General features: G+C 65.1%; 8 protein-coding genes, 1 tRNA gene, 3 rRNA genes and 3 pseudogenes. 1 reads left to right on the top strand and 14 read right to left on the bottom strand.

The annotated features are described in order from the left end of the window. Positions 1-18: 18 nt before the first annotated feature. From STRBO_RS0109510 to STRBO_RS44475, 10 genes and pseudogenes are all read right to left on the bottom strand, one after another. Positions 19-91 (bottom strand) — tRNA-Thr (locus STRBO_RS0109510). A 129-nt stretch (positions 92-220) separates the two neighbouring features. Continuing rightward, positions 221-883, bottom strand: a complete 663-nt coding sequence (locus STRBO_RS0109505) for a DegT/DnrJ/EryC1/StrS family aminotransferase (protein WP_005481422.1) — start codon at positions 881-883, stop codon at positions 221-223. Between the two features lie 112 nt (positions 884-995). Continuing rightward, positions 996-1,112: ribosomal RNA gene (rrf, locus tag STRBO_RS0109500) — 5S ribosomal RNA — on the bottom strand. Positions 1,113-1,201: 89 nt separating this feature from the next. Next, a 23S ribosomal RNA gene (locus tag STRBO_RS0109495) occupies positions 1,202-4,325 on the bottom strand. Positions 4,326-4,632: 307 nt separating this feature from the next. Next, positions 4,633-6,159: ribosomal RNA gene (locus tag STRBO_RS40005) — 16S ribosomal RNA — on the bottom strand. Together the 16S, 23S and 5S rRNA genes form the textbook arrangement of a ribosomal RNA operon. A gap of 505 nt (positions 6,160-6,664) precedes the next feature. Continuing rightward, positions 6,665-8,350: a ribonuclease J gene (locus tag STRBO_RS0109485; RefSeq protein ID WP_020114107.1), complete on the bottom strand. Its 1,686-nt coding sequence runs from the start codon at positions 8,348-8,350 to the stop codon at positions 6,665-6,667. 148 nt (positions 8,351-8,498) lie between these two features. Then, entirely contained in the window at positions 8,499-9,398 is a 900-nt protein-coding gene (gene dapA, locus STRBO_RS0109480) for a 4-hydroxy-tetrahydrodipicolinate synthase (protein ID WP_005479644.1), read from the bottom strand. Positions 9,399-9,609: 211 nt separating this feature from the next. Further along, positions 9,610-10,059, bottom strand: a pseudogene (gene thyX / locus STRBO_RS44485) (FAD-dependent thymidylate synthase); the annotation flags it as partial. 3 nt (positions 10,060-10,062) lie between these two features. After that, positions 10,063-10,809 (bottom strand): annotated as a pseudogene (locus STRBO_RS44480) (HNH endonuclease); the annotation flags it as partial. A gap of 159 nt (positions 10,810-10,968) precedes the next feature. Next, positions 10,969-11,259: pseudogene (locus tag STRBO_RS44475) on the bottom strand (FAD-dependent thymidylate synthase); the annotation flags it as partial. A 188-nt stretch (positions 11,260-11,447) separates the two neighbouring features. On the opposite strand from STRBO_RS44475, the gene STRBO_RS0109470 reads away from it, so the two are divergent. Next, complete coding sequence (locus STRBO_RS0109470) at positions 11,448-12,005, top strand: hypothetical protein (RefSeq protein ID WP_005479649.1); 558 nt, start codon at positions 11,448-11,450, stop codon at positions 12,003-12,005. A gap of 84 nt (positions 12,006-12,089) precedes the next feature. On the opposite strand, the gene STRBO_RS0109465 is transcribed toward STRBO_RS0109470, so the two are convergent. Genes STRBO_RS0109465 through STRBO_RS0109450 form a run of 4 tightly spaced genes read right to left on the bottom strand, consistent with a single transcriptional unit; the run spans position 12,090 to position 16,934 of the window. Then, positions 12,090-12,545, bottom strand: coding sequence for a tetratricopeptide repeat protein (locus tag STRBO_RS0109465; protein ID WP_005479650.1), 456 nt, complete (start codon positions 12,543-12,545; stop codon positions 12,090-12,092). Positions 12,546-12,562: 17 nt separating this feature from the next. Continuing rightward, a complete protein-coding gene (gene dapB / locus STRBO_RS0109460) occupies positions 12,563-13,315 on the bottom strand; it encodes a 4-hydroxy-tetrahydrodipicolinate reductase (protein WP_020114106.1) in 753 nt (250 codons plus the stop codon). 23 nt (positions 13,316-13,338) lie between these two features. Further along, a complete protein-coding gene (locus STRBO_RS0109455) occupies positions 13,339-14,718 on the bottom strand; it encodes a M16 family metallopeptidase (RefSeq protein WP_005479654.1) in 1,380 nt (459 codons plus the stop codon). Further along, positions 14,715-16,934: a polyribonucleotide nucleotidyltransferase gene (locus STRBO_RS0109450; RefSeq protein WP_005479655.1), complete on the bottom strand. Its 2,220-nt coding sequence runs from the start codon at positions 16,932-16,934 to the stop codon at positions 14,715-14,717. The genes STRBO_RS0109455 and STRBO_RS0109450 overlap by 4 nt, the downstream gene beginning before the upstream one ends. Positions 16,935-17,003 lie beyond the last annotated feature (69 nt).

Raw genomic sequence — 17,003 nt, 5'->3', positions numbered from 1 at the left:
GGCGGGGCCTTTCACTTGAGCCCCCAAACGGAATCGAACCGTTGACCTTCTCCTTACCATGGAGACGCTCTACCGACTGAGCTATAGGGGCCTGTCACCTGTTCGAGGTGTCCCTCGCGGCAACGAGATAGATCATACCCCGACTCGACCGCTGCCCAGAACCACCCAGCGCACCGCCGTGAGACGGACACGCCCTTGGGTCGCCCCCGCATCCGAAGACCTAGAAGGCCGGCTGCAGCAGACCGCCGAGCGCATTGCACGCGGACACCAGCCGCTGCAGTTCACGCCGCGACATCTCACCGCCGATGGGCAGCGCCAGCGTCTCGTCGGCGGCCCGCTCGGTCTCGGGCAGACACACGTCCCGCCGGAACCCGGGCATCCGGTGCACCGGTGTCTTCACCGGCACTCTGCACTCGACTCCCTTGGCCCGTACGGCCCGCGCGAAGGCGTCCCGGTCCGGCCGCCCGTTCCCGGGCACGCGCACGACGTACTGCTGGAAGGTGTGCCCGTCGCTCCCTTCGGGAGTCCGCACGCCCTTCAGCTTCGCACTGAGATACGCCGCCCGGCGCCGACGCTCCCCCAGCTCGCTGTACGGAGTCTCCGACTCCCCCTGCTCCAGCACCAACAGCCCGTGCCGCTGCCCGACTTGACGAAGCGCCGCGACATCGGCGCACCTGCCGAAGCGGTGGACGACGACCGCCGCCACCGTCCGGGACGTCACCGCGGCCTCGACAGCCGAGGCATCCAGGCAGTACGTCACCGGGTCTATGTCGGCGAACACCGGCACGGCCCCTGCCAGGCTCACGGCCTGAGCGACCTCCGGGTTCCCGAACGCCGGCACTACGACTTCGTCACCGGCGCCGACACCCGCGGCCCTGAGCATTCCAACGGTACCCATGGCGCGGATCCTGGTCGGCCAACGTGAACTCCAAGTGACGCACAACAAAAAAGAGCTGGTCCCCGAATCGAAATTCGGGGACCAGCTCTCAATATTTGTTCGGCGGCGTCCTACTCTCCCACAGGGTCCCCCCTGCAGTACCATCGGCGCTGTAAGGCTTAGCTTCCGGGTTCGGAATGTAACCGGGCGTTTCCCTCACGCTATGACCACCGAAACACTATGAAACACTCAACCGCACCACACCGTGACCATGGCATGGGGTTGTTCGTGGTTTCAGAACCAACACAGTGGACGCGAGCAACTGAGGACAAGCCCTCGGCCTATTAGTACCAGTCAACTCCACCCGTTACCAGGCTTCCATATCTGGCCTATCAACCCAGTCGTCTACTGGGAGCCTTACCCCATCAAGTGGGTGGGAATACTCATCTCGAAGCAGGCTTCCCGCTTAGATGCTTTCAGCGGTTATCCCTCCCGAACGTAGCCAACCAGCCATGCCCTTGGCAGGACAACTGGCACACCAGAGGTTCGTCCGTCCCGGTCCTCTCGTACTAGGGACAGCCCTTCTCAATATTCCTGCGCGCGCAGCGGATAGGGACCGAACTGTCTCACGACGTTCTAAACCCAGCTCGCGTACCGCTTTAATGGGCGAACAGCCCAACCCTTGGGACCGACTCCAGCCCCAGGATGCGACGAGCCGACATCGAGGTGCCAAACCATCCCGTCGATATGGACTCTTGGGGAAGATCAGCCTGTTATCCCCGGGGTACCTTTTATCCGTTGAGCGACGGCGCTTCCACAAGCCACCGCCGGATCACTAGTCCCGACTTTCGTCCCTGCTCGACCCGTCGGTCTCACAGTCAAGCTCCCTTGTGCACTTACACTCACCACCTGATTGCCAACCAGGCTGAGGGAACCTTTGGGCGCCTCCGTTACTCTTTAGGAGGCAACCGCCCCAGTTAAACTACCCATCAGACACTGTCCCTGATCCGGATCACGGACCCAGGTTAGACATCCAGCACGACCAGACTGGTATTTCAACGACGACTCCACCCGAACTGGCGTCCGAGCTTCAAAGTCTCCCAGCTATCCTACACAAGCCGAACCGAACACCAATATCAAACTGTAGTAAAGGTCCCGGGGTCTTTCCGTCCTGCTGCGCGAAACGAGCATCTTTACTCGTAGTGCAATTTCACCGGGCCTATGGTTGAGACAGTCGAGAAGTCGTTACGCCATTCGTGCAGGTCGGAACTTACCCGACAAGGAATTTCGCTACCTTAGGATGGTTATAGTTACCACCGCCGTTTACTGGCGCTTAAGTTCTCAGCTTCGCCACACCGAAATGTGACTAACCGGTCCCCTTAACGTTCCAGCACCGGGCAGGCGTCAGTCCGTATACATCGCCTTACGGCTTCGCACGGACCTGTGTTTTTAGTAAACAGTCGCTTCTCGCTGGTCTCTGCGGCCACCTCCAGCTCACCGAGTAAATCGGATCACCAGTGATGGCCCCCCTTCTCCCGAAGTTACGGGGGCATTTTGCCGAGTTCCTTAACCATAGTTCACCCGAACGCCTCGGTATTCTCTACCTGACCACCTGAGTCGGTTTAGGGTACGGGCCGCCATGAAACTCGCTAGAGGCTTTTCTCGACAGCATAGGATCATCCACTTCACCACAATCGGCTCGGCATCAGGTCTCAGCCACAAGTACGACGGATTTACCTATCGCACGGCCTACACCCTTACCCCGGGACAACCACCGCCCGGGATGGACTACCTTCCTGCGTCACCCCATCACTCACCTACTACAAGTCTGGTCCGTCGGCTCCACCACTTTCCTTTCCCCGAAGGGTCCGGAACGGCTTCACGGACTTAGCATCGCCTGGTTCAGTGTTTGACGCTTCACAGCGGGTACCGGAATATCAACCGGTTATCCATCGACTACGCCTGTCGGCCTCGCCTTAGGTCCCGACTTACCCTGGGCAGATCAGCTTGACCCAGGAACCCTTGGTCAATCGGCGCACACGTTTCTCACGTGTGTATCGCTACTCATGCCTGCATTCTCACTCGTGAACCGTCCACAACTCGCTTCCGCGGCTGCTTCACCCGGCACACGACGCTCCCCTACCCATCCCAGCAGGCGTTGGCCCTATATGCTGGAATGACACGACTTCGGCGGTACGCTTGAGCCCCGCTACATTGTCGGCGCGGAATCACTAGACCAGTGAGCTATTACGCACTCTTTCAAGGGTGGCTGCTTCTAAGCCAACCTCCTGGTTGTCTGTGCGACTCCACATCCTTTCCCACTTAGCGTACGCTTAGGGGCCTTAGTCGATGCTCTGGGCTGTTTCCCTCTCGACCATGGAGCTTATCCCCCACAGTCTCACTGCCGTGCTCTCACTTACCGGCATTCGGAGTTTGGCTAAGGTCAGTAACCCGGTAGGGCCCATCGCCTATCCAGTGCTCTACCTCCGGCAAGAAACACACGACGCTGCACCTAAATGCATTTCGGGGAGAACCAGCTATCACGGAGTTTGATTGGCCTTTCACCCCTAACCACAGGTCATCCCCCAGGTTTTCAACCCTGGTGGGTTCGGTCCTCCACGAAGTCTTACCTCCGCTTCAACCTGCCCATGGCTAGATCACTCCGCTTCGGGTCTTGAGCGTGCTACTAAAATCGCCCTGTTCGGACTCGCTTTCGCTACGGCTACCCCACTCGGGTTAACCTCGCAACACACCGCAAACTCGCAGGCTCATTCTTCAAAAGGCACGCAGTCACGACGCACCGAGTAAACTCGATGCGCGACGCTCCCACGGCTTGTAGGCACACGGTTTCAGGTACTATTTCACTCCGCTCCCGCGGTACTTTTCACCATTCCCTCACGGTACTATCCGCTATCGGTCACCAGGGAATATTTAGGCTTAGCGGGTGGTCCCGCCAGATTCACACGGGATTTCTCGGGCCCCGTGCTACTTGGGTGTCTCTCAAACGAGCCGTCAATGTTTCAGCTACGGGGGTCTTACCCTCTACGCCGGACCTTTCGCATGTCCTTCGCCTACATCAACGGTTTCTGACTCGTCTCACAGCCGGCAGACTGTAAAAGAGAGATCCCACAACCCCGTATACGCAACCCCTGCCGGGTCTCACACGCATACGGTTTGGCCTCATCCGGTTTCGCTCGCCACTACTCCCGGAATCACGGTTGTTTTCTCTTCCTGCGGGTACTGAGATGTTTCACTTCCCCGCGTTCCCTCCACTTGCCCTATGTGTTCAGGCAAGGGTGACAGCCCATGACGACTGCCGGGTTTCCCCATTCGGAAACCCCCGGATCAAAGCCTGGTTGACGACTCCCCGGGGACTATCGTGGCCTCCCACGTCCTTCATCGGTTCCTGGTGCCAAGGCATCCACCGTGCGCCCTTAAAAACTTGGCCACAGATGCTCGCGTCCACTGTGCAGTTCTCAAACAACGACCAACCACCCATCACCCCCGGTAACCACCGGAGTTCACTGGGGCCGGCACTGAAGGAAAATTCATTCCCTCAGACACCCAACAGCGTGCCCGGCACCCTCACCACTCAGATCAGCTTTCCACGCCCCCGAAAGGACAGTACTCACAGCCTGAGATGACTCAAGATGCCGAATAATCAACGTTCCACCCATGAGCAACCACCGCAGAACATTCGCCTGCGTTATGGCCCTGGACCACCGGGCAAGCCCGGCAGCCTAGATGCTCCTTAGAAAGGAGGTGATCCAGCCGCACCTTCCGGTACGGCTACCTTGTTACGACTTCGTCCCAATCGCCAGTCCCACCTTCGACAGCTCCCTCCCACAAGGGGTTGGGCCACCGGCTTCGGGTGTTACCGACTTTCGTGACGTGACGGGCGGTGTGTACAAGGCCCGGGAACGTATTCACCGCAGCAATGCTGATCTGCGATTACTAGCAACTCCGACTTCATGGGGTCGAGTTGCAGACCCCAATCCGAACTGAGACAGGCTTTTTGAGATTCGCTCCGCCTCACGGCTTCGCAGCTCATTGTACCTGCCATTGTAGCACGTGTGCAGCCCAAGACATAAGGGGCATGATGACTTGACGTCGTCCCCACCTTCCTCCGAGTTGACCCCGGCAGTCTCCTGTGAGTCCCCATCACCCCGAAGGGCATGCTGGCAACACAGAACAAGGGTTGCGCTCGTTGCGGGACTTAACCCAACATCTCACGACACGAGCTGACGACAGCCATGCACCACCTGTCACCCGACCACAAGGGGGGCACCATCTCTGATGCTTTCCGGGCGATGTCAAGCCTTGGTAAGGTTCTTCGCGTTGCGTCGAATTAAGCCACATGCTCCGCTGCTTGTGCGGGCCCCCGTCAATTCCTTTGAGTTTTAGCCTTGCGGCCGTACTCCCCAGGCGGGGAACTTAATGCGTTAGCTGCGGCACCGACGACGTGGAATGTCGCCAACACCTAGTTCCCACCGTTTACGGCGTGGACTACCAGGGTATCTAATCCTGTTCGCTCCCCACGCTTTCGCTCCTCAGCGTCAGTAATGGCCCAGAGATCCGCCTTCGCCACCGGTGTTCCTCCTGATATCTGCGCATTTCACCGCTACACCAGGAATTCCGATCTCCCCTACCACACTCTAGTCTGCCCGTATCGAATGCAGACCCGGGGTTAAGCCCCGGGCTTTCACATCCGACGCGACAGACCGCCTACGAGCTCTTTACGCCCAATAATTCCGGACAACGCTCGCGCCCTACGTATTACCGCGGCTGCTGGCACGTAGTTAGCCGGCGCTTCTTCTGCAGGTACCGTCACTTTCGCTTCTTCCCTGCTGAAAGAGGTTTACAACCCGAAGGCCGTCATCCCTCACGCGGCGTCGCTGCATCAGGCTTTCGCCCATTGTGCAATATTCCCCACTGCTGCCTCCCGTAGGAGTCTGGGCCGTGTCTCAGTCCCAGTGTGGCCGGTCGCCCTCTCAGGCCGGCTACCCGTCGTCGCCTTGGTGAGCCGTTACCTCACCAACAAGCTGATAGGCCGCGGGCTCATCCTTCACCGCCGGAGCTTTCCACACTCATCGGATGCCCGAGAGTGTTGTATCCGGTATTAGACCCCGTTTCCAGGGCTTGTCCCAGAGTGAAGGGCAGATTGCCCACGTGTTACTCACCCGTTCGCCACTAATCCCCACCGAAGTGGTTCATCGTTCGACTTGCATGTGTTAAGCACGCCGCCAGCGTTCGTCCTGAGCCAGGATCAAACTCTCCGTGAATGTTTACCCGTAATCGGGTTGACACCACGAGAGCGGAACAGTCAGGCGGAATAAGCCCGACCGTTCACAGCGTCCTCGCTGTGTTTTACTTCAAAGGAACCTCGCCCCAACCGGAAATCCGGCCGGGAACGGGGTATCAACATATCTGGCGTTGATTTTTGGCACGCTGTTGAGTTCTCAAGGAACGGACGCTTCCTTTGTACTCACCCAAGCTACTCTCGGGCTTTCCTCCGGGCAGTTTCCCTTCGGTCTTGCGTTTCCGACTCTATCAGACCGTTTCCGGTTCCGATTTCCTCGGCGCTTTCCAGGTTTCCGCTTTCGCGTTTCCCTTTCCGGCAGTTCCGACTTTATCAGAAGTTCTGAGTCGGAATTTCCGCCCGGTCCGGGTGGCTCCTGACGCTCAGTTGCGTCGGGTGCCCCCCTGGGCGGAGCCGTAAACGTACTGGAGCGGGGCGCCCCGATGCAAATCGAGGGGCCCCGCTCCGGAACAGGCACTGACGGTGGGTCAGACCTCAACCACCACAGGCAGGATCATCGGCCGGCGCCGGTAGGTGTCGGAGACCCACTTGCCGAGGGTGCGGCGGATGAGCTGTTGCAGCTGGTGGGGTTCGACGACCCCGTCCTGTGCCGACCGCTCCAGGACTTCCGTGATCTTCGGAGCGACCGCGCTGAAGGCGGAGTCCTCGATGCCGGAACCGCGAGCCTGGATGTGGGGACCGCCAGTGATCTTGCCGGTGGAGGAGTCCACGACGACGAAGACGGAGATGATGCCCTCGTCGCCCAGGATCCTCCGGTCCTTCAGCGCGGGTTCGCCCACATCGCCGACCGAGAGGCCGTCGACGTACACGTAGCCGGCCTGTACCTTGCCCGAGATCTTGGCCTTGCCCTCGATGAGGTCGACCACCACGCCGTCCTCGGCGATGACGATGCGGTCGTGCGGAACGCCTGTCAGCGCGCCCAGTTCGGCGTTGGCCCGCAGGTGCCGCCATTCGCCGTGCACCGGCATCAGGTTCTTCGGGCGGCAGATGTTGTAGAAGTACAGCAGCTCACCGGCCGAGGCGTGTCCGGAGACATGGACCTTGGCGTTGCCCTTGTGGACGACGTTGGCGCCCCAGCGGGTCAGGCCGTTGATGACGCGGTAGACCGCGTTCTCGTTGCCGGGGATCAGGGACGAGGCCAGGATCACCGTGTCGCCCTGGACGATACGGATCTGGTGGTCCCGGTTGGCCATGCGGGACAGGGCGGCCATCGGCTCGCCCTGCGAACCGGTGCACACGAGGACGATCTCGTGGTCGGGCAGGTCGTCGAGCGTCTTGACGTCCACGACCAGACCCGGCGGCACCTTCAGATAGCCGAGGTCCCTGGCGATGCCCATGTTGCGGACCATCGAGCGGCCGACGAAGGCGACCCGGCGGCCGTACTCGTGGGCGGCGTCGAGGATCTGCTGGATGCGGTGGATGTGGCTGGCGAAGCTGGCCACGATGATCCGCTTGCCGGCGCCCGCGAAGACCTGACGCAGGACGTTGGAGATGTCGCGCTCGGGCGGAACGAAACCCGGGACCTCGGCGTTCGTGGAGTCGGAGAGGAGGAGATCGATGCCCTCCTCGCTCAGCCGTGCGAACGCGTGGAGATCTGTGAGGCGGTTGTCCAGCGGGAGCTGGTCCATCTTGAAGTCGCCCGTGTGGACCACCATGCCCGCGGGCGTGCGGATGGCCACGGCCAGGGCGTCCGGGATGGAGTGGTTGACCGCGACGAACTCGCAGTCGAAGGGACCGATGCGCTCGCGGTTCCCCTCGGTCACCTCAAGGGTGTACGGGCGGATGCGGTGCTCCTGGAGCTTGGCCTCGATGAGCGCGAGCGTCAGCTTGGAGCCGATCAGCGGGATGTCGGGCTTCTCGCGGAGCAGGTACGGGACCGCTCCGATGTGGTCCTCGTGACCGTGCGTGAGGACGATGCCCTCGATGTCGTCGAGGCGGTCCCTGACGGACGAGAAGTCCGGCAGGATCAGGTCGATTCCGGGCTGCTCCTCCTCGGGGAAGAGCACCCCGCAGTCCACGATCAGCAGCCGGCCGCCGTATTCGAAGACGGTCATGTTCCGGCCGATCTCGCCGAGGCCTCCCAGCGGGGTGACCCGCAGGCCACCCTCCGGGAGCGGGGGCGGTGGGCCGAGTTCAGGATGCGGATGACTCAAAAGACTCTCCTCACCATGCGCGCCACGTACCTGGGGCACGTGGCGCGCATGACGTTCGTGCAAAAGCAGTTGTGGATGGGGAAGCAGGCGCTTTCGTCCTGCCTATTCAGTTGTGAAGTCTGGTGGGCGCGTCGTGCGGCGTCCGTTGTCAGAGCTGTACCCCGCCGGCACCAAGATCGATCTTGAGCTGGGCGGTCTCCTCGGGCGAAAGCTCGACCATGGGGGCGCGCAGTGGTCCGGACGGCAGACCCTGGAGAGCGAGCGCCGCCTTGGTGGTCATCACGCCCTGGGTGCGGAACATTCCGGTGAAGACCGGGAGCAGCTTCTGGTGGATCTCGGTGGCCTTCTGGACGTCACCGGAGACGTACGCGTCGACGAGGGCGCGCAGCTCGGGGGTGACGACGTGGCCGACGACGGAGACGAAGCCGACCGCGCCCACGGAGAGCAGCGGGAGGTTCAGCATGTCGTCGCCGGAGTACCAGGCGAGACCGGAGCGGGCGATGGCCCAGCTGGCGCGGCCGAGGTCGCCCTTGGCGTCCTTGTTGGCGACGATGCGCGGGTGCTCGGCGAGTCGGACGATCGTCTCGGTGTCGATCGGGACGCCGCTGCGGCCGGGGATGTCGTACAGCATCACCGGCAGCTCGGCGGCGTCGGCGATCGCCCTGAAGTGGCGGTACAGGCCCTCCTGCGGGGGCTTGTTGTAGTACGGCGTGACGACGAGGAGTCCGTGGGCGCCTGTCTTCTCGGCGGCGCGGGCCAGCTCGATGCTGTGGTGGGTGTCGTTGGTGCCGACGCCGGCGATGATGTGGGCACGGTCGCCGACGGCTTCGAGGACGGCTCGTACCAGGTCCGATTTCTCCGCGTCACCGGTGGTGGGCGACTCGCCGGTGGTGCCGTTGATGACCAGGCCGTCGTTGCCTGCGTCCACCAGGTGGGTGGCGAGCCGCTGCGCGCCGTCGAGGTCGAGTGCGCCGTCCGCCGTGAAGGGCGTGACCATGGCGGTGAGGACCCGCCCGAAGGGGGTCTGCGGAGTCGAGGTCGGAGCCATGGGTAACACGCTACTCGCTGCTCAGGGCACGGTCTGCCCTCGGGGGGCGGGAAAAGTCAGGACAAATGCGGAGCCCGGCACTGCCTGCTCGGGGGTTCAAGCAGTGCCGGGTCCGTTTGATCAGGCTAGATGAACTTCTCGAAATGCCGCAATACGGACACTTCGCTCGGCTGACCCGTACATCTGTGCCTGGCCGAAACTCGACGGCCCGCTACGGCGCGACCCGGCCGTTCGCATTGAACGCGGCGTGCGTCAGCGGCATGAGCTTCGCCCACTCCGCCTCCATCCGCTCGCCCACCATCTCGATCTCCCGCTGGGGGAAGGACGGCACCTTCGCGAGCTCGTGCTGGGTGCGCAGACCGAGGAAGTGCATCAGCGAGCGGGCGTTGCAGGTGGCGTACATCGAGGAGAAGAGACCGACGGGCAGCACCGCGCGCGCGACCTCCCGGGCCACTCCGGCGGCGAGCATCTCCTGGTACGCCTCGTAGGCGTGGACGTACGAGTCCTCCATGACCCGCCCGACCAGCTCCTGCTGCGCCTGCGTGCCCTCCACGAAGACGTACTTGCCGGGCCGGCCCTCCTGGACGAGCTTGCGGGCCTCGTCGGGGACGTAGAAGTGGGGCTGGAGCTCCCGGTAGCGGCCCGACTCTTCGTTGTACGAATTGTGGACGACGATCCCGTTGGCGAGGAAGTTGTGCCAGGGGCCTTCCACGGAGAGGTCGTACGTCATCTCCTCGCCGTCCTGTTCGACGGCGACGATCCGGTCCGGAACGGCGCCGGCGGCCTTGTCGCCGCGACGGGCCAGGGCCTGCTCGCCGGCGCTCTTGATCGCATGGCACGGTTCACACGCGGGGGCGAGGTTCTTCTCGTCGAGGGCCTGAGCCAGGTCGCCCGCCACCGGAACCACGTGGTCGAGGGCGAGTTCCGCCCGGGGGAAATCCTGGCCACAGAGGTGGCAGGCGTCGATCTCCTTGATCAGCCGCTCTCGCTGCATGGAGGTCCACACGCCGATGCCGCGACGCAGGCTCGGCGGGACCGGTGCGTCCGACGGGAGGGGGACGTCTCCCGCCGCCATGACCGCGTCCCCGACGGCCAACTCCCCGGCCTTGCTCCAGCCCTCGGGCGTCAGCACCGCGTGATCGACCGTACAGCGGAGCGTCTTCCCGGACTCGGTGGTGATCCTGATGAGCGGCTTCACCCCGGACTCGATGACGTCGACGATCCTGGCACGCTGGGCCAGCAGCGTCTCCTCGTCGTAGCAGCGCACATGGTTGCGACGGACCGATTCGAGCTTGCGGATACGGGTATCGGGGTGCAGTTCCCGGAATTCCGCCACGGCGGACTCGGCGGCCTCACGACTCTCGTACAGGCCGAGGTAGTGGTTCTTCTCGCCGCGCCCGACCTGCGCCATCCACTTCCCGGCCCGGCCGTGCCAGGTCACTCCACCGGCGGAATGCGGAAGACCGTCCTCAACTCCGAGGTGCCAGAGCTTGTGGAGCTCCGCGATGGAACGCCGCCTGACATTGCCGGCCTCGCTCTCCAGCGTGATCTCAGTGTCTCCGGCGATGCACCAGCCCACCCGGTGCCGCATGAACTCGCGGAAGACGAAGATCGGGGCGCTGATGAAGAAGGTCATCGAGTTGTGCTCGAAGGGGCTGCCGTGCCGGTCCCGCATGAGGTAGTTGATGAGGCCCTTGGAGCGCTCGGGGTCCTTCGTCAGCTCCTCCAGGGACTGTTCGCCGGCGGTGGAGACTCGGGCGGCCCACAGCACGTCCGAATCGGCCGCGCTGTGCTTCACCAACTCGACGGTGACATCGCTGCGGAAGCTGGGCTTGAGGTCGTCGGCGGGGGTGTCGGTCACGGCTCGGAGGATCCTTCCCATTGCTGCGCTCGGGCGGCGCCCACTCTACGGCTCGGCGTCGCAGGGCGCGGGATGACCCGAGTTGCGTCCGCTTGTCCCCCTGTCGGGCCCCTGAAAGTGGTGGGGAGGGGCCCGGCTCGGTAGCCTCACCCGGCGAAAGCTGTGCGTGGATCGAGTGAGGACCAGCCGTGCCCCTGCCCTTCCTGACCGCCGACCGCGCCTTCGACCACACGGTGGACGAGGCGCTGCCGTTCGAGGACCGCGACCGCTGGCGACGCCCCTACCGTCCCGGCCCCTGGCGGGTCGGGGCGGCCGCGCTCCTGCTGCTGCTCGCCTCGTACGTGCTGGTCGCGGCCGTCATCATCGCGGTGGCCGATACCCCGCAGGCCGGTGCGCTCTGCTTCGGCGCGGCTCTGCTGGTCATCGGCTGCGCCCTGCGGCTGCTGCGTGTCGGCATCTGGGTGAGTGCGCGGGGAGTGCGTCAGGTGGGCTTCTTCCGCACGCGTACCGCGTCGTGGCAGGCCAGCGTCTCGGTGCGTACCGTGCAGCAGCCGGTGCGCTGGCTCGGGCTGCCCCGGTCCGTGCAGGGACAGGCGCTGCTCCTGGTCCGTACGGACCGTGTGCAGGAGTACGTGACGCCGCTGATGACCACGCACAACGCCGACTTCCTGGCGCGTACGGAGGCCTTCGACAAGGCGGCCGACACGATCGAGGCCTGGGCGGCGGAGTACGGGCGCGCCGCGTAATCGAACATACGACTGAGGGGTCGATCCGTTGTGCGGATCGGCCCCTCAGTCGTACGCGACCGCGCCCGTGCCGGCGGCGGCAGATCAGGCGGTCGGTGCCGGTCTGCCGTCGTGGAGGGCGATCGCGCGCTGCATGGCCTTGCGGGCCCGGGGGGTGTCTCGGGCGTCGTGGTAGGCGACGGCGAGCCGGAACCAGGTGCGCCAGTCGTCGGGGGCGTCCTCGGTCTCCTCCTTGCGGCGCGCGAAGACCTCGTCGGCCGAGTCGCGGTCGATGCGGCCGCTCGGGGTCCGCTTCAACTCGTCGACGGGCAGGCCCCCTTCGGCGTCGAGTTCGGCGGCGAGCTGGTTTGCCCTGCGGACGAACTGGGTGTTCTTCCAGAGGAACCACAGGCCGATCCCCGGCAGGACGAGCACGGCGACACCGAAGGCGATCGTGATGGGTGTGCCGGTCTCGATGAGCAGGAGCCCGCGGCTGCCGACCAGGACGAAATAGACGACCAGGACGGCTGCCGTGACGGCGTAGGTGAGCTTCGCGCGCATGACTTCTCCCGGCCCGATCAGCCCAGGTCGAGGAAGTGTTCGAGGCCGAACGTGAGTCCCGGGGTCGTCACCACGCGGCGGGCGCCGAGCAGGATGCCCGGCATGAAACTGCTGTGGTGGAGGGAGTCATGACGAACCGTCAGAGTCTCCCCCTCCCCGCCGAGCAGCACTTCCTGGTGGGCGAGGAGACCCCGCAGGCGTACGGCGTGCACGGGGACGCCGTCGACGTCGGCGCCCCGCGCACCGTCCAGGGCCGTGGCCGTGGCGTCCGGCGCGGGGGCCGTGCCGGCGGCCCGGCGGGCCTCGGCGATGAGCTGCGCGGTGCGGGTGGCGGTGCCACTGGGGGCGTCGACCTTGTTCGGGTGGTGCAGTTCGACGACCTCGACGGACTCGAAGTACGGCGCGGCGATCTGCGCGAACTTCATGGTCAGGACGGCCCCGATGGAGAAGTTGGGCGCGATGAGCACGCCCGTCTCCGGGGACTTCGCCAGCCAGCCGCCCAGCTGCGCGAGGCGTTCGTCGGTCCAGCCCGTCGTCCCGACGACGGCGTGGATGCCGTGGCGCACGCAGAAGTCGAGGTTGTCCATGACCGAGGCGGGGGTGGTCAGTTCGACGGCGACCTGGGCGCCGGTCTCCGCCAGGGTCCGCAGCTCGTCGCCCCGGCTCAGGGCCGCGACCAGCTCCATGTCCTCGGCGGCCTCGACGGCCCGCACGGCCTCCGAGCCGATACGGCCCCGGGCGCCGATGACCGCCACGCGCAACTTGCTCATTGCTTGGTTCCTTAACTGGGGTGTCAGGCGACGGCTTCGTGGAGACGGGACGCCTGTTTGTCCTTGAGCGGGCCTATCACCGACAGGGAAGGCCGCCGGCCCAGAATCTCGCGGGCCACGGAGCGGATCTCGTCCGGGGTCACCATCGCGATGCGGGTCAGCATCTCGTCGACGGACATCTGCTCGCCCCAGCACAGCTCGCTCTTGCCGATGCGGTTCATGAGCGCACCGGTGTCCTCCAGGCCGAGGACCGTGGAGCCGCGGAGCTGGCCGATGGCGCGCTCGATCTCGTCGTCGGGCAGCCCGTTCTCGGCGACCTGGTCGAGTTCGTCGCGGCAGATCTTCAGCACGTCGTGCACCTGGGACGGACGGCAGCCGGCGTAGACGCCGAAGAGGCCGCAGTCGGCGAAGCCGGACGTGTACGAGTACACGCTGTAGGCGAGGCCGCGCTTCTCCCGGACCTCCTGGAAGAGACGGGAGGACATGCCGCCGCCGAGCGCGGTGTTGAGCACGCCGAGGGCCCAGCGACGCTCGTCGGTGCGGGCGAGGCCGGGCATGCCGAGGACGACGTGCGCCTGCTCGGTCTTGCGGCCGACCAGTTCGACCCGGCCGGCCGTACGGAGGCCGCGGCGGCCCTCGCGCGGGGCGATCGGGGTGGCGTCGGCGCGGGTGAGGGCGCCGGCGCTCTCGAAGGCCGCGCGGACCTGTCGTACGACCTTGTTGTGGTCGACGTTGCCCGCGCAGGCGACCACGAGGTGGGTCGGGTCGTAGTGCTTGCGGTAGAAGCGGCGGATGCGGTCGGCGGTGAGGGCGTTGACGGTGTCGACCGTGCCGAGGACCGGGCGGCCGAGGGGGGTGTCGCCGAACATGGTGTGCGCGAACAGGTCGTGCACACAGTCGCCCGGGTCGTCCTCGGTCATCGCGATCTCTTCGAGGATGGCGCCGCGCTCCACGTCGACGTCCTCCTCGCGGATGAGCGAGCCGGTGAGCATGTCGCAGACCGTGTCGATGGCGAGCGGCAGGTCGGTGTCGAGCACGCGCGCGTAGTAGCACGTGTACTCCTTGGCCGTGAACGCGTTCATCTCGCCGCCGACCGCGTCGATCGCGGAGGAGATGTCGAGCGCGCTGCGGCGCGAGGTGCCCTTGAAGAGCAGGTGCTCCAGGTAGTGGGTGGCGCCGTTCAGCGCGGGCGACTCGTCGCGGGAGCCGACGTGCGCCCAGATGCCGAAGGTGGCGGAGCGCACGGACGGCAGGGTCTCGGTGACGATGCGCAGGCCGCCCGGGAGGGTGGTCTTGCGGACCGTGCCGATGCCGTCTCTGCCCTTGATCAGGGTTTGGGTACGGGCGACGGCCCGCGCCTCCGTGGAGGTGCGGGCCGTCGCCTGGGAGCTACGGGACGTCACTTGTCGCCGTCGTCCTTCTTGTCCTCGGAACCGTCCTCGCCCTCGATCACGGGGATGAGGGAGAGCTTGCCGCGGGAGTCGATCTCGGCGATCTCGACCTGGACCTTGGAGCCCACGCCGACGACGTCCTCGACGTTCTCCACGCGCTTGCCGCCGGCGAGCTTGCGGATCTGCGAGATGTGCAGCAGACCGTCCTTGCCCGGGAGCAGCGACACGAACGCGCCGAAGGTCGTCGTCTTCACGACGGTGCCCAGGTAGCGCTCGCCGACCTCCGGCATGGTCGGGTTGGCGATGCCGTTGATCGTGGCGCGGGCGGCCTCGGCCTGCGAGCCCTGCTGGGCACCGATGTAGATGGTGCCGTCGTCCTCGATCGTGATCTCGGCGCCGGTGTCCTCCTGGATCTGGTTGATCATCTTGCCCTTCGGGCCGATGACCTCGCCGATCTTGTCCACGGGGATCTTGACGGTGATGATCCGCGGGGCGTTGGGGGACATCTCGTCCGGCGTGTCGATCGCTTCCATCATCACGTCGAGGATGTGGAGGCGGGCGTCACGGGCCTGCTTGAGGGCGGCGGCCAGGACGGAGGCGGGGATGCCGTCCAGCTTGGTGTCGAGCTGGAGGGCGGTGACGAACTCCTTGGTGCCGGCGACCTTGAAGTCCATGTCGCCGAAGGCGTCCTCCGCACCGAGGATGTCGGTGAGGGCGACGTAGTGCGTCTCGCCGTTGATCTCCTGGGAGATCAGGCCCATGGCGATACCGGCGACGGGGGCCTTGAGGGGCACACCGGCGTTCAGCAGCGACATGGTGGAGGCGCAGACCGAGCCCATGGACGTCGAGCCGTTGGAGCCGAGGGCCTCGGACACCTGACGGATCGCGTAGGGGAACTCCTCGCGCGTCGGCAGCACCGGCACGATGGCGCGCTCGGCGAGCGCGCCGTGGCCGATCTCGCGGCGCTTGGGGGAGCCGACGCGGCCGGTCTCGCCGACGGAGTACGGCGGGAAGTTGTAGTTGTGCATGTAGCGCTTGCGCGTCACCGGGGAGAGGGTGTCGAGCTGCTGCTCCATCCGGAGCATGTTGAGGGTGGTGACGCCCAGGATCTGGGTCTCGCCACGCTCGAACAGCGCCGAACCGTGCACGCGCGGGATGGCCTCGACCTCGGCGGCCAGCGTACGGATGTCCGTGACGCCGCGGCCGTCGATGCGGACCTTGTCCTTGATGACGCGCTCACGGACCAGGGACTTGGTCAGCGAGCGGTAGGCGGCGGAGATCTCCTTCTCGCGGCCCTCGAACTGCGGGAGCAGCTTCTCGGCGGCCAGACCCTTGACGCGGTCCAGCTCGGCCTCGCGCTCCTGCTTGCCCGCGATGGTGAGGGCCTGCGTCAGCTCGTCCTTGACCGAGGCGGTGAGCGCCTCCAGGACGTCGTCCTGGTAGTCGAGGAAGACCGGGAACTCGCCGGTGGGCTTGGCGGCCTTCGACGCGAGGTCGGCCTGGGCCTTGCAGAGCACCTTGATGAAGGGCTTCGCGGCGTCCAGACCGGCGGCGACGACCTCCTCGGTCGGCGCCTCGGCGCCGCCCTGGACCAGCTGGATCGTCTTCTCGGTGGCCTCGGCCTCGACCATCATGATCGCGACGTCGCCGTCCTCCAGGACGCGGCCCGCGACGACCATGTCGAAGACGGCGTCCTCGAGCTCGGTGTGCGTCGGGAAGGCCACCCACTGGTTGTTGATCAGCGCGACGCGGACGCCGCCGATCGGACCGGAGAAGGGCAGACCGGCCAGCTGCGTGGACGCGGACGCGGCGTTGATCGCCACGACGTCGTACAGGTGGTCGGGGTTGAGCGCCATGATCGTGGCGACGACCTGGATCTCGTTGCGCAGGCCCTTCTTGAAGGACGGGCGCAGCGGGCGGTCGATCAGCCGGCAGGTGAGGATGGCGTCCTCGGAGGGACGGCCCTCACGGCGGAAGAAGCTGCCGGGGATCTTGCCGGCGGCGTACATCCGCTCCTCGACGTCCACCGTGAGGGGGAAGAAGTCGAGCTGGTCCTTGGGGTTCTTGGAAGCCGTGGTGGCCGACAGCACCATGGTGTCGTCGTCCAGGTAGGCCACGGCGGAGCCGGCGGCCTGGCGGGCCAGACGGCCCGTCTCGAAACGGATGGTGCGGGTGCCGAAGGAGCCGTTGTCGATGACGGCCTCGGCGTAGTGGGTCTCGTTCTCCACTAGCAAATTCTCCGATACTTTTCGTCTTTCGTCCCTGGGCCTGCCCGTGTGGCAGGGGGACGGTGGCGG

It is taken from the genome of Streptomyces bottropensis ATCC 25435 (genome assembly GCF_000383595.1).
In the GTDB taxonomy this organism is placed as follows: domain Bacteria; phylum Actinomycetota; class Actinomycetes; order Streptomycetales; family Streptomycetaceae; genus Streptomyces; species Streptomyces bottropensis.
This window is presented reverse-complemented; position numbering and strand designations above follow the sequence as displayed.

Bases quoted from the DNA above. Each gene is read 5' to 3' on its own strand.
- STRBO_RS0109505 (WP_005481422.1), bottom strand. From the start codon at position 883: ATGCTCAGGGCCGCGGGTGTCGGCGCCGGTGACGAAGTCGTAGTGCCG.
- dapA (WP_005479644.1), bottom strand. From the start codon at position 9,398: ATGGCTCCGACCTCGACTCCGCAGACCCCCTTCGGGCGGGTCCTCACC.
- dapB (WP_020114106.1), bottom strand. From the start codon at position 13,315: ATGAGCAAGTTGCGCGTGGCGGTCATCGGCGCCCGGGGCCGTATCGGC.
- STRBO_RS0109465 (WP_005479650.1), bottom strand. From the start codon at position 12,545: ATGCGCGCGAAGCTCACCTACGCCGTCACGGCAGCCGTCCTGGTCGTC.